Origin of the sequence: Pseudoalteromonas sp. MM17-2 (assembly GCF_022347945.1) — a bacterium.
Lineage (GTDB): Bacteria > Pseudomonadota > Gammaproteobacteria > Enterobacterales > Alteromonadaceae > Pseudoalteromonas > Pseudoalteromonas ruthenica.
Window position 1 is genome coordinate 1 of sequence record NZ_JAKRFV010000038.1, and the last position, 12336, is coordinate 12336.

Here is a 12336-nt window from a genome sequence, read left to right on the forward strand (position 1 = left end):
GTGATGATGACAGCGAGGCAGGACGCCAAGCTAGATTTACCAGCACAGGGAAGTGCTGTTAAATCGTGTCAGCAGCTAAGCGCAGCGTTTAACAAAAGACTTAGTTCGGAAGCATGAGCGAATTACGGGCGCCCTAGGAGTTGTTAGAGGAAATGGGCGCGCATTTCTTCTGACCCGAAGTCGGCGGCCCGACAAGATCTAACCACATTCATAAGGTTATCAGGCTGAAGTCTGGCCCACAAAACCAGTAAAGTTGATCGGTATGTAAACATCTCTTGTCAGACTGAAGTCTGACCTACAAGTTTATCATTGGTGGTTCGATATGAACTGGTAGCATGACCCTAAGTTGTCAGGCTAAAGCCTGACATACAAGAGAAGCAAAGCTGACCTACAAGCGCTCATGCGCCATGTATCACCCACAAAAAAAGCGCCCCTTTTCAGGGACGCTTTTCAAACTAGTTAATTAGCCCTCGCTGTGCAGCGAGAATAACACCCATTACTCGTCGCGATAGGTCTCTACCGCTGGGCAAGAGCACAGTAGGTTACGGTCGCCGTATACGTCATCAATACGGGTCACCGTTGGCCAGAACTTGTCTTTTGCCACACTCGGTACTGGGAATGCCGCATAGAAACGGTCGTACGCGCGGTTCCAGTCGCTGCTTAGTACATCGGCTTGGGTATGCGGTGCATTCACCAGTGGGTTATCTTCGATAGACCATTCACCCGAAGCGATCTTCTCAATTTCACCTTTAATTGCCACCATCGCTTCGATAAAGCGATCAATCTCAACTTTTGATTCCGACTCTGTCGGCTCAACCATCAAGGTGCCGGCAACCGGGAACGACATAGTTGGTGAGTGGAAACCATAGTCCTGTAGACGTTTGGCGACGTCCATTTCACTGATGCCAGTGGCATCTTTTAAAGGACGCAGGTCAATAATACACTCGTGCGCAATACGGTCATTACGGCCACGGTATAAAATTGGGAAGTGCTCGCTGAGTGTCTGCGCAAGGTAGTTAGCATTCACAATAGCGGTTTCGGTCGCTTGGCGTAAGCCTTCGCTGCCCATCATGGCAATGTATGCCCATGAGATAGGTAAAATCGCCGCTGAGCCATAAGGCGCCGCTGATACCGCGCCGTTATCAACACTCGTGCCAGGCACGTTGATCACGCTGTGATTCGGCATAAATGGCGCAAGGTGCGATTTAACACCGATTGGACCCACACCTGGGCCACCGCCACCGTGCGGAATACAGAAGGTCTTATGCAGGTTTAGGTGCGATACGTCAGAACCGATTGAGCCCGGGCTTGTGACCCCCACCTGTGCATTCATGTTGGCGCCGTCCATATAGACTTGGCCGCCGTGCTGGTGCACGATATCACAAATATCACGAATGGTTTCTTCGTATACACCGTGCGTCGATGGGTATGTGATCATGATGCAAGATAGATTTTCCGATACCTCAGCCGCTTTGGCCTTCAGGTCGTCCATATCCACGTTACCTTGCTTATCGCAATCAACAACAACAATTTTCATGCTCGCCATTTGCGCTGAAGCAGGGTTAGTACCGTGTGCAGAGCTTGGGATCAAGCATACGTTACGGTGACCTTCGCCGCGTGACTGGTGGTATTTACGAATGGCGATAAGGCCTGCATACTCACCCTGAGCACCGGAGTTTGGCTGCATTGATACAGCATCGTAACCAGTAATATCAACCAACCAGTCGTGCAGCTCACCAATCATGATCTGATAGCCTTCGGCTTGATCCAGCGGGCAGAATGGGTGCAAGTTTGCAAACTCCGGCCACGTAATCGGGATCATCTCGGCGGTCGCGTTTAGCTTCATGGTGCATGAACCTAATGAGATCATTGAGTGGTTAAGCGCTAAGTCTTTGTTCTCTAGGCGCTTAATGTAGCGCAGCATCTCTGTTTCGCTGTGGTACGAGTTGAAGTTCGGGTGCGTTAGCACTTCGTCATCACGTACTAGGCTAGCTGGGATAGACTGCGAACCATTGGCGCTGATTTGTGCGTCAAGGGCAGCCACATCAAGGCCGTGGCCTTCACCGAGAATGATATCGAATAGTTCAACAATGTCTTCACGAGTGGTGGTCTCAGACACCGATACCGAATACTCGCCCGTGTGGTTGGTGGCAAAGTTCACTTCAGCAGCCACTGCACGTGCAACCACCTCTTCTTTGTTCTGTGCCACAACCGTGATGGTGTCGAACCAAGTGTCGTGCTTAAGCGTGACGCCTTTCTCCTTAAGGCCAGCAGCTAGAATGTCAGCAAAGCGGTGGATACGCTCGGCGATGGTTTTAAGGCCTTCTGGACCGTGGTAAACCGCGTAGAACGCTGCCATGTTCGCCAGTAACACCTGTGCAGTACAAATGTTTGAGTTGGCTTTTTCACGGCGGATATGCTGCTCACGAGTTTGCATCGCCATGCGCAGTGCATCATTACCAAGGCGGTCTTTTGATACACCGATGATACGACCTGGCAATGAACGCTTGTATTTGTCACGTGTGGTGAAGAAAGCGGCGTGAGGGCCACCATAACCCATTGGCACACCAAAGCGCTGCGCTGAACCAAGTACTACGTCGGCACCTAGTTTACCCGGCGCTTTAAGTAGCATCAGGGCCATGATGTCTGCTGCAACACAGGCCAGTGCTTTTTTGTCTTGTACCGCCGCGATAAGTTCAGTTAAGTCAACCACTTCACCACTGGTTGTTGGGTACTGGAATAAGGCACCAAAGATGTCATGGTTGGCCGCTTCCTGAGCAGGGCCAATGATAATGTCAAAACCAAATTGCTCGGCACGAGTTTTAACCACATCGATGGTTTGTACGTGCACATCGTCGGCGATAAAGAAGCTGTTCGCTTTTTTCGCTTTGGCAACACGCTTAGCAAGCGCCATGGCCTCAGCTGCCGCCGTTGCTTCATCAAGCAAAGAAGCGCTCGCTAAATCTAGACCAGTCAAATCCATCGACATAGTTTGGAAGTTTAATAGTGACTCCAAACGCCCTTGCGCAATCTCTGGCTGGTAAGGTGTGTAGGCTGTGTACCATCCTGGATTTTCCAAAACGTTACGCAGGATCACATGAGGTACATGGGTAGGGTGATAGCCCTGACCAATGTAAGATTTAAATACTTTGTTTTTGCTCGCTACTGACTTTAAGTAGCTCAGCGTTTCAACCTCAGTGCGGCTTTCACCAATTTGCAGGCCGTTCTCAAGACGAATGCTGGCAGGAACGGTTTGTTCCATCAGCTGTTCAACACTCGATACTCCAAGAGCGCTTAGCATGTCGCTCATTTGCGCCGGGCTTGGGCCAATATGACGACGAATAAAATCTTGCTTTTGCTCTAACTGCTCAAGAGATTTGGCATTTGACATGTGTCCAGATTCCTATGATCCAAGAAATTAACGCGGCCTAGTGAGGGGTTATGGCCTACATGCAGGCACGTCACTAAACCTGTAAAGGTGCCGATATGGCGGCACAACTTAAAAAGCCCCGAAACGGGGCTTTTTGGGGCCGGGGCCCTACCGACGCTTATTCGTCGTCGATGCTATTTTGATACGCTTCGGCATCAAGCAGGTTGCTCAGCTCTGATTCGTCAGAGGCTTTAATGCGGAACAACCAGCCGTCACCGTAAGAGTCATTGTTGACCGTTTCTGGTGCGTCTTCTAACTCTTCGTTAATGGCAACAATTTCACCACCAATTGGCGCGTAAATGTCTGAAGCTGCTTTAACAGACTCTGCAACGGCACAGTCTTCGCCAGCGTCAACTTCATCGCCTACTTCAGGCAGCTCTACGAATACCATATCACCCAAAAGCTCTTGCGCGTGCTCGGTGATACCTACAGTGAAAGTGCCGTCGCCTTCAGGACGAACCCATTCGTGTGACGGGGCGTACTTTAACTCGCTTGGAATGTTGCTCATTATCTGTTCCTTTGGTGTTAAGTTTAAATTCTTATACTACGGCTTTACCTTGACGCACAAAGCAAGGTTTAACCACTTTAACATTGACTAATTTTTTACGCATTTCTACCTGCGCGGTCTCGCCGATGTCACGCGGTACGCGAGCAAGGGCAATACTGTGACCAAGCGTTGGTGAGAACGAACCCGAGGTGATCACCCCTTCGCCGGCATCGCTCACTACTTTTAAGCCACCACGTAACACGCCTTTTTCTTCCAGCACTAAGCCAACCAGCTTATGAGTGCTCTTTTCGGCGCGCTGCTGTTCAACGACCTCACGGCCTACGAATTGACGCTCAGCAGGTTCCCAAGCGATGGTCCAAGCCATGTTCGCAGCCAATGGCGAAACGCTCTCATCCATATCTTGACCGTATAGGTTCATACCGGCCTCTAGGCGCAAGGTATCACGAGCACCCAAGCCTGCTGGGGCAACACCGGCATCAAGCAGTTGCTGCCATAGCTCGGCTGCTTGCTCGTTAGGTACGACAATTTCGTAACCATCTTCGCCAGTATAGCCTGTTGTAGCGATAAATAAATCACCCGCTTGAACACCAAAAAACGGCTTCATATCGGCAACGGCTTGCTGCTGCTCGGCGCTTAAGATAGTGGCTGTTTTGGCTTTAGCATTTGGGCCCTGTACGGCAATCATGGCGTATTCTGGACGCTCGGTCACGGTCACACTGAAGCCGTCCGCTACTTTAGCCATGTGCGCCAAATCTTTATCGCGAGTCGCTGAATTAACAACAAGGCGATATTCATTCTCGCTGAAGTAGTAAATGATTAGGTCATCCACTACACCGCCCTGCTCGTTAAGCATTCCGGTGTACAAAGCTTTGCCAGCTACTGTCAGTTTAGCAACATCATTGGCAACCAGCTTTTGCAAAAATGCCTTGGCGTCATCGCCTTGCACGTCAACAATGGTCATATGTGATACGTCGAACATACCGGCATCAGTGCGCACCGCTTTGTGTTCTTCGATTTGCGAACCGTAGTTAATCGGCATATCCCAGCCGTGGAAATCGACCATTTTAGCACCGGTTTCAAGGTGCTTGGCGTGTAGAGGTGTTTTAGAAGACATAATATTCCTTCACGTTTTACAAACCCAGTATGGTGGGCGTGGCCTCGTTGTTCGAGGGGGAATAACATGGGCCGCGATTATACATAAGTTATGCGCCGCTGGCACCCAAATTAACATTTACTTTTCACACATTAAAACAGTAATGCGTACACTATGTTGTACTCACACTAGGCTGCATCAGCCTTGGGGTTAAAGTGTGCATCAACAAGTTGCTGCTTGAGTGTATCAAGCGCTGAACTGCGCGCAAATACGCGGTAAAACTGCTGCTCGGCGGCACTGGCAACAACAAAATAATCATTTCGTTGCACACCGTAATGTTGCTCAACACGACCAAGGGCCATGCCGCTAAACAAACTAAACTGGTGTTGCAGAAAGTCGCAGGCTGCCGGGCCCTTAAAATGGAGACTTTGTAACTCTGGGCGCGGTAATACGTCAACATCAAAACGCTCGCTGGCGCTATTGAGTATGGGCATCAATTTATCTGCTTGTGTGGTCACTAACCGCAATGCGCTGTCGCTAAAGAAAAAGGCATCAAAGCTCACGGTATCAAGCTGGTAACGAACTGCCATGCCTGGCTGCTTGGCCCAGTTAAGGGTACAGTCACGTAAACTTTTTAAGAATAACAGTACTTCACTGCCGCCTAAATCGATGACTTGTTCGTGAGCACTGACAAAGGTATTGCTCGAGGCACTGTTAACGCCTTGATGGCGAGCAAAGAATACCGACTGAATAGCCATAGCTGTTTCTACTTTCTAGCACTAAACTGAGGGCAGTATAGAGCTGGGCTAAATTAACAACAAATTGTAATTTTTTATCGATTGATAAATAATTACAATGTATAAAACCTTTTAAATTGGCTTTATTAATATGAAAAATATCCCTACCGACAGTTTGCGTACGCTAGTGACCGTAGTTGAAGTCGGCGGTTTCGCCAAAGCAGGTGAGCTGCTTGGGCTGTCGCAACCCGCAGTGAGCTTGCAAATAAAGCGCTTAGAGGAGCTGCTCGGGCGTAAGCTATTCAAAAAGCAAGGCCAACGGCAGATTCTTAACCATCAAGGCGAGCAACTGTTGCCGCTAGCAAAACAAATGCTCAAAGATAATGACGCCATTTTACAGTTGTTTAGTAACGAAACCATCACCGGTAAGGTGCGTTTAGGGATCCCCAGTGAATTTGCCGCCAGTATTTTACCGGCCATCATTGGTGACTTTGTGTCGTTGTACCCCGATGTTTCACTGGAAGTAAAATCTGAGCTCAGCAAACAGTTGATGCATGTGAGTAATCGTGACGAATTTGATTTAGTGCTCACCCTAGTGGAGCAGCTGGACAACCCGCATTACCCAAGCTTTTTACAAGATGATTTAGTGTGGGTCGGTAATACCCCCGCTAAGCTTACCGAGCCGGTCACCTTGGTTGTGGCGCCACAGGGGTGTATTTATCGTCGCCGCGCGATTGAAGCACTGGAGCAAGCCGGTGTGCCCTGGCGTATAGTTTACACCAATGCCGATTTAACCGGCCTTACAGCAGCCATAAAAGAGCAGCTTGGGGTTACCGTACTCGCTCGTAAAACCGTGCCCGAAGAGCTGCCCTACACCGCTAACTCCGATGTATTGCCGGCACTGGGCCAGGTCGGGATCAGCCTTATCAAACGCGGCCAAGAATCTTTGCAAGCCATTGATAAACTAGCGGAGTTTATCACCTTACGATTGAGCTAACGGCGTTGACCTAGGGCTTGCTCAGCAAAAGCTTGCTTTAATGGCGCTATCTCATTAACCGCGCTTAAGCCTAGGCCACGCACTATTTTTTTCACTGGATTATCACCTGCGAACAGCCCTTTGAGTGCCCCCATAGTGGCAATATGCTTTTGCGCATCGAGCTTACGCTCACGCTCATAGGTACGCAATGCTCGCGCTGTCGCGGTCATTGAATCAGTCAGTGCGTCACTAATAAGCGCACTCAGTCGTGCCGCATCTTGCAGGCCTAGGTTCATGCCGAGTCCTGCCAAAGGGTGAATGGTATGGGCGGCATCGCCAACCAACACAACACGTTCTTTCACCCATTGCCGGGCGTAGCGCATAGTCAGCGGGAACACCGCTCGCGCCGATTGCACGGTGCATAATCCGCATTGACCATCAAACGCAGCAAACAAGGCTTTATTGAACTCTTGCTCACTCATGTTTTGGTAAGTGGCGGCCTGCTGTGGTGAGCAGGACCAAACAATAGAATGGTAATGAGGATCAGCCAGTGGTAAAAAGGCAAGCGGGCCATCGCTTAAAAATACCTGTCGCGCACAGTTATCATGGGGCTGCGCCGTTTTTACTGTGGCTACCAGGGCATGATGGCCATAATCTTTAAAGGTAATAGGCAGATTGAAGCGCTGGCGCACTCCCGAATTGGCTCCGTCGGCGGCAATTAACAGCTCACTCATCACCGGCGTGCCATCGGTTAAGGTAATAAGCACATTATTATCACCTTGATGGATGTCTTTGTAGGCGGTGTTAAAAAGCAGGGTAACGTTATCTTGGCGCTCTAGCTTTTCCACCAATGCCCGGTGGATCACATCATTTTCGATGATATGACCCAGATGGCTCACATCGTACTCCTCGCTGGCAAAGTGAATATGCGCAAAGCTATCTTTATCGCGCACGTCCATTTGCGTGTAAGGGGTCATGCGTTGTGCGGCTATACCCTGCCACACACCCAGCTTTCGAAATAGCGCTTCACTAGCGTGGTTAATGGCACTCACGCGCAACCCAAACTCCTCACTCAGTGGCTCACTACTACCTTTGGCGTCGATAACGGCCACAGAGATGCCTTTTAAGCTGAGTGCCAGCGCCGTGCTTAAGCCTACACAACCACCGCCAACAATGGCTACTTTTGCTTGGTGCATATTAGTTAAATCCCATCAATTGTTTTGCTAGAGGTTGGCGCAGCGAACTACATAATTGCATCGCGCTGAGGCCAACACTACGCCCTAAAGCAAGGGTACGCGAGCCATTGGAAAACAGCCGCACTAATGAGTCGGTAAGCTGCATCACTCGGCGAACATCGTTTAGACGAGCACGGCTGTAACCTTGGGTAAAATGATAATTCCCCAAGCTATGTGCATCAGCATAGCGAATACGCTGTGCTAATTCTTTGATATCACGAAGGCCAAGGTTGAAACCCTGCCCAGCGATAGGGTGAATGGCGTGGGCAGCATTTCCTATTACCACGGCGCGATGACTGCTCAAGCTTTGCGCCTGGCCAAAGCTTAACGGGTACACGCTACGCTCTCCCACTTGGGTAAAGAGCCCTGCTCGATAGCCAAACTCCTGTTGCAGGGCAGCGGTAAACTCCGCTGCACTTAGCTGTTGCATGGTGTGTAACTTCTGTGGGTTATCGCACCATACTAATGAATAGCGGTTTTGTGACATAGGCAACAGCGCTATAGGGCCGTGCTCAGTAAAGCGTTCAAAAGCATGGTGGTGGTGCCCACCTTGGACTTGGACGTTAGCGATCAGCGCGTGCTGCTCATACTGTGTGGTAAAAAAATCTATATGCACTAATGAGCGCGTTGGCGACTGCGCACCGTCCGCTATCACCACTAATTTCGCCCCTAACTGCGTGCCACAATCAAGAGTAACGCAGTTGTAGTCAGCATGCAGTGTTATATCACTCACGCGCGACGGGCAATGCCAAGCTAACTGGCTGTGCTCTTTTGCGGCATGCGTAAGTCGCTGACCCCAAGGGCGAACTTCAACAACATAGCCCAACGCATCGAGCTGATAGTCGTGATGATGGATTTGCGTTTTACCAAAGTGACCACGATCTGAAACCTGCACTTGCTTGATCGCGCTGGCATAGTCCACAGCGGTGTCAAACAGCTGATGTTGCTGCAAATACGCCACGGAATCCGCTGCCAAAGCGATACAGCGATCATCAAAGCTGGGGTGGTAGCTTTGTAACTCGTGGGCTTCAATAACAGCAATACTCAGCTTGGGGCATTGCTGCATAAGAATATTAGCAAGTGTGCTTCCAACAAGCCCACCGCCAACAATAACAACATCAGTGTGCTGCACCCTTTAACTCTCCTGCATTAATGCTTCTATAGCGGCAATGTCTTTTGGTACGCTGGCACTGAGGTTTTCGTGCCCTTTTTCTGTCACCAGAACATCGTCTTCGATACGGATACCAATACCGCGATATTGCTCCGCCACCGGCGCATCCTCGGCAATGTAGAGACCTGGCTCTATGGTCAGCACCATGCCAGGGGCAAACTCACGATCTTGCTCATCTTTTTTGTATTCACCCACATCGTGCACATCGAGCCCTAACCAGTGGCCGAGACCATGCATATAAAACGCGCGAAACGCTTGGCTTTCGACAAGCTCATCGACATTGCCTTCAAGTAAACCTAGTTTCACCAGCCCTTCGGTCAACATGCGGTTCACCACTTTAGCTGCTTGCGCGAGGGTGTTTCCAGGTTTAACGATCTCCAAAGCGGCAAGTTGAGCATCCAGTACCACTTGATAGAGGGCTTTTTGCGCAGCATTAAAGCGACCATTAACCGGAAAGGTTCGGGTGATATCGGCTGCATAACCGTCGAGCTCGCATCCCGAGTCTATCAATATCAAGTCGCCATCTTTTAAGGTCGACTCATTTTCGGTGTAATGCAAAATAGTGGCATTGTCACCACTGCCGACAATAGTGCCGTAAGCGGGGTGACGAGCTCCATTCATAGCATAATGGTGATGCAGTTCCGCCTCTAATTGGTACTCGGTGGCACCAGGTTTTGCAAAACGCATAGCGCGCTCATGAGCCTCGGCACTAATTTTTGCGGCGCGGCGCATAATGGCTATTTCCGCGTCTGATTTAAACAGACGCATTTCATGTACTAAAGTGCGAATATCACGGATCACTTCAGGGGCGCGATAACCTTTTTTGGGGGCGCCACGTAAGGTGTTTAAAAGCGCGAGCACTTGGTTATCCACGTCACTATAAACACCTTGGCCGTAGTACAAGGTACTTTTTTGATTAACAGCATCAAGCAGGCCCTGCTCCAGCTCTGCTAGGGTATAAGCCTCATCCACTGGCAGCTGCTGTTTGGCGGCATCTGCGCCTAAGCGTCGGCCATGCCAAACCTCAGCGCTTTTATCTTTGGCGCGACAATAAAGTATCGATTTCTGCTGCTCGCCATTGACCAGCACCAACATAGCATCCGGTTCGTTGAACCCTGTTAAATAGAAAAAGTCGCTATCTTGGCGAAACGGAAATTCGGTGTCGCGGCTGCGCGTAATTTCTTTGGCCGCCGGGATCACGGCTACCGAATTAGTTTTCATTTGCGCCAATAACCGCTGCTGACGCATTAGGTATTCGTTTTTGCTAATAGTCATTAGTGTAAAGTCTTTGATGTTTGTGCAGTGTTTTCATGCTTGCCCAGCTCGGAGAAGCACAACATAGCCGATACGCGCACGTACTCAAGCACTTCGTGTAATGCTTGTTTATCTTCTTCTGTTTCATCAAAGTGGGTATCGAGGCGGCTGATTTCAGTGAAATCTTGGATCACTTCTTTGACATCGCCGGAGATCTTACCGTAGTCCTGCTGTTTTAAGCCAAAACCAAGTAAAAAGCCATTGACCCAGGCAACCAAGGCATTCGCCTGGTCGATAAGGCTGTCCTCTTCATCGGGCAATAGCATCTCAAACTGTAACTGTTCATTTGTGAAACTCTCTACCACCTGGGTATAGAGTTCACTAAGCCAGTGTTTCAGGTTTTTCTCAAAACTGATACCGTCGTTCAGCACATCACACAACAGCCCTTGGTAGTCTTTCTCTTCAATATCGACACCACAGGCTAACAACCCAGTGATAATGCCATGGACTTCAGCCGGCATTACAAAAATATCATTACTCTCGAGAAGTTGCTGTGCTTGTTGGTAGGTACGTTGGTCGCTCATGATAGGCTCGCGTATGACGAAATATTTTAAATTACAGTTATTAATGCTACCACTGCTGCGAGGCCGACTCCACAGTATTGTATGACCGCGATCAAATATCCAGCACTTGATGGGGCTCTCGCTTACTTTAACAGCAAATGACGTGATAATTTGTAACTGAGGCTGTATCCCTAGGCCTGTGTCTTATATACTGAAAGAGTTCCCTAGCTTGTTGGCCAGCGAATGATGTCCCTGAGCCGATAAACTTTGATTAGGAACACATCTTGTGGGCTACTGTGCAAGCTCGGCATGTACCGAGAAGCCTACGGTCTACAGGTGTCTTCCGCCTTGAACCTTAGGGTTCAAGGGCTGATATTCGCAGCCGCAACGCCGGGGAACACTCCTCCTTTATTTCTTCCTTATAAGAATCCCTATTTTAAGCCTTAGAGAGGCTGTGTTGTAGGTCAGGGTTCTACCCTGACAGGGATGGTACAAGGCTGAAGCCTTGCCTACAGGAAACAATCTCTAACGGGTGTCTCGATCTATTGCGGGTCAGGGTTTTACCCTGACTGGGGTGCTGCAAGGCTGAAGCCTTGCCTACAGGTGAGATGACCGGTGGCGCTGTGTTGTAGGTCAGGGTTTCCCTGACTAGATGTTGCAAGGCTGAAGCCTTGCCTACAGGTGCGGTGACAGATGGCGCTGTGTCGTAGGTCAGGGTTTTACCCTGACTAGATGTTGCAAGGCTGAAGCCTTGCCTACAGGTGCGGTGAAAGGTGATGCTGTGTTGTGGGTCAGGATTTATCCTGACTAGATGTTGCAAGGCTGAAGCCTTGCCTACAGGTGCGGTGAAAGGTGATACTGTGTTGTGGGTCAGGATTTATCCTGACTAGGATGATGCAAGGCTAAAGCTTTGCCTACAGGTATGATGACAGGTGGTGCTGTGTTATAGGTCGGGGTTTTACCCTGACTAGATAATGCAAGGCTAAAGCCTCGCCTACAGGTATGGAGACCGGTGATGCTGTGTTGTGGATCAGGATGAATCCTGATTAAGATGATGCAAGTCTCAAAGCCTTGCCTACACGCATAAAAAAACCCGCTACATTTCTGCAGCGGGTTTCTATTAATAAGGCCCTGACGATGTTCTACTTTCACATGGGCGAACCCACACTATCATCGACGCTGTTTCGTTTCACTTCTGAGTTCGGCATGGAGTCAGGTGGTTCCAAAACGCTATGTTCGTCAGGAAAATCTTTAAAATTCTTTTCGCTCTAAAAAACCCGCTGCACTGGTGCAACGGGTCTCTCTAATTAGGAGCCTGGTGATGACCTACTTTCACATGGGCGAACCCACACTATCATCGGCGCAGTTC

At 49.6% G+C, this 12336-nt stretch carries 9 protein-coding genes, 1 rRNA gene and 1 other RNA gene; 2 read left to right on the top strand and 9 right to left on the bottom strand.

Features of this window, described 5'->3' with window-relative positions; translation table 11 throughout:
- Positions 1-496: 496 nt before the first annotated feature.
- The 4 genes from gcvP to MHM93_RS19045 form a co-directional block, all read right to left on the bottom strand.
- The gene (gene gcvP, locus MHM93_RS19030; RefSeq protein WP_239450192.1) at positions 497-3391 is read right to left on the bottom strand and encodes an aminomethyl-transferring glycine dehydrogenase; all 2895 of its coding nucleotides are present in this window, start codon (positions 3389-3391) and stop codon (positions 497-499) included.
- Positions 3392-3548: 157 nt separating this feature from the next.
- Positions 3549-3938 (bottom strand): glycine cleavage system protein GcvH, encoded by a 390-nt coding sequence (gene gcvH, locus MHM93_RS19035; RefSeq protein WP_022946239.1) that lies wholly within the window; start codon positions 3936-3938, stop codon positions 3549-3551.
- 31 nt (positions 3939-3969) lie between these two features.
- Positions 3970-5052, bottom strand: a complete 1083-nt coding sequence (gcvT, locus tag MHM93_RS19040) for a glycine cleavage system aminomethyltransferase GcvT (protein ID WP_239450193.1) — start codon at positions 5050-5052, stop codon at positions 3970-3972.
- A 167-nt stretch (positions 5053-5219) separates the two neighbouring features.
- Complete coding sequence (locus MHM93_RS19045; RefSeq protein ID WP_239450194.1) at positions 5220-5789, bottom strand: hypothetical protein; 570 nt, start codon at positions 5787-5789, stop codon at positions 5220-5222.
- A gap of 130 nt (positions 5790-5919) precedes the next feature.
- Here MHM93_RS19045 and MHM93_RS19050 point away from each other — a divergent pair, with 130 nt between their 5' ends.
- The gene (locus MHM93_RS19050) at positions 5920-6765 is read left to right on the top strand and encodes a LysR substrate-binding domain-containing protein (protein ID WP_138587548.1); all 846 of its coding nucleotides are present in this window, start codon (positions 5920-5922) and stop codon (positions 6763-6765) included.
- Here the strand turns inward: MHM93_RS19050 and MHM93_RS19055 are convergent.
- The 4 genes from MHM93_RS19055 to MHM93_RS19070 are packed head-to-tail and all read right to left on the bottom strand — an operon-like array spanning position 6762 to position 10988.
- Complete coding sequence (locus MHM93_RS19055; RefSeq protein ID WP_239450195.1) at positions 6762-7940, bottom strand: FAD-dependent oxidoreductase; 1179 nt, start codon at positions 7938-7940, stop codon at positions 6762-6764. The genes MHM93_RS19050 and MHM93_RS19055 overlap by 4 nt on opposite strands.
- Before the next feature lies 1 nt (position 7941).
- Complete coding sequence (gene ubiH, locus MHM93_RS19060) at positions 7942-9111, bottom strand: 2-octaprenyl-6-methoxyphenyl hydroxylase (protein ID WP_239450196.1); 1170 nt, start codon at positions 9109-9111, stop codon at positions 7942-7944.
- 3 nt (positions 9112-9114) lie between these two features.
- Positions 9115-10425 (bottom strand): Xaa-Pro aminopeptidase, encoded by a 1311-nt coding sequence (gene pepP / locus MHM93_RS19065; protein ID WP_239450197.1) that lies wholly within the window; start codon positions 10423-10425, stop codon positions 9115-9117.
- Complete coding sequence (locus tag MHM93_RS19070; RefSeq protein ID WP_022946246.1) at positions 10425-10988, bottom strand: UPF0149 family protein; 564 nt, start codon at positions 10986-10988, stop codon at positions 10425-10427. The genes pepP and MHM93_RS19070 overlap by 1 nt, the downstream gene beginning before the upstream one ends.
- 197 nt (positions 10989-11185) lie before the next feature.
- Here MHM93_RS19070 and ssrS point away from each other — a divergent pair.
- A non-coding RNA gene (gene ssrS, locus MHM93_RS19075) (6S RNA) lies at positions 11186-11368 on the top strand.
- A 728-nt stretch (positions 11369-12096) separates the two neighbouring features.
- On the opposite strand, the gene rrf is transcribed toward ssrS, so the two are convergent.
- A 5S ribosomal RNA gene (gene rrf, locus MHM93_RS19080) occupies positions 12097-12211 on the bottom strand.
- Positions 12212-12336 lie beyond the last annotated feature (125 nt).